The sequence below is a fragment of the Flavobacterium psychrotolerans genome, assembly GCF_003097635.1.
In the GTDB taxonomy this organism is placed as follows: Bacteria; Bacteroidota; Bacteroidia; order Flavobacteriales; family Flavobacteriaceae; genus Flavobacterium; species Flavobacterium psychrotolerans.
This window is the reverse complement of the sequence record NZ_QCZI01000049.1, coordinates 1-1,181: the sequence shown is the minus strand read 5'-3', so window position 1 is coordinate 1,181 and position 1,181 is coordinate 1. Positions and strand designations below refer to the sequence as shown.

Annotated in this window: 1 protein-coding gene; it reads left to right on the top strand. The window is 39.0% G+C overall.

Features of this window, described 5'->3' with window-relative positions:
* Positions 1 to 1,181 (top strand): HYR-like domain-containing protein (locus DB895_RS14345; protein WP_449404192.1); only part of this gene is annotated, 1,181 nt, incomplete at both ends.

The window sequence follows — 1,181 nt, the reverse complement described above, 5'->3', positions numbered from 1 at the left end:
TGTGCCGGTTCCTATTCTGTAACCAGAACTTGGACGGCTAAAGATGGGTGTAACAATTCATCCACGGCTTCACAAACTATAAACGTTCAGGATATCACGGCTCCAACAATAACAACCGTTGCATCTGATCAAACGGTTCTATGCGATGGCGCAGGAAATTCTTTGGAATTTCAAGCATGGCTAAATACAAATGCTGGTTCTAGTGCAACAGATAATTGTTCTAGTCTAACATGGTCAAATGAAATATTAAGTGTCATCCCTCAATGTGGAGGAACATCTAAAACATTAGTCCGTTTTAGTGCTACTGATGCTTGTAATAACTCAAAAAAAACAACCGCTTTATTTACTATTTTAGATTTAATCCCACCTACTCTAATAACTGTCGCCAGTGATTTAACTGTTGAGTGTGATGGAAATGGAAATACTTTAGATTTAAATAGTTGGCTAAGTAATAACGGTGGTGCAACTGCTACCGATTTATGTGGAAAAGTAACTTGGTCAAATAATTTCACTACCTTATCTGATGATTGTGGAAAAACTGGTTCTGCAAATGTAATATTTAAAGCTACTGACGATTGTGGTAATTTTATAACAACTACAGCCAAATTCGGTATTAAAGATACAATTGCACCTATAGCGCCAACGGCTCCTTCTAATCTAACTGTTTCATGTGCTGGCGATGTGCCTGTAACAATAGCTCTTACCACAACAGATATTTGTAGTGGTACTATCAGTGCTCTAGGGAAAGATACCATTGTCCAAGGAAACTGTCCGAACTCGTTTGTTTTAACAAGAACTTGGACATTCGCCGATGCTTGCAATAATTCATCTACTACTGTACAAATTATTACTGTTGAAGATAAAACAACTCCTATTATTGCTCCTTTACCTGCAACTTCAACTATCTCTTGTCCCGCAACTCCAGTATTTACAATAGCAACTGCAACGGATGGATGCGGTTCTGCTTTCACTTTGACTTCTACCGATGTAACTACTCCTGGTGTTTGTACCGGTTCCTATTCTGTAACCAGAACTTGGACGGCTACAGATGGTTGTAACAATTCATCTACCGCTTCGCAAACCATAAACGTTCAAGATATCACTGCTCCTACTATTACCGCACAAGCTTCTAACATTACTGTTGAATGTGATGGATCAGGGAATCAAACGGCTATTGCCGG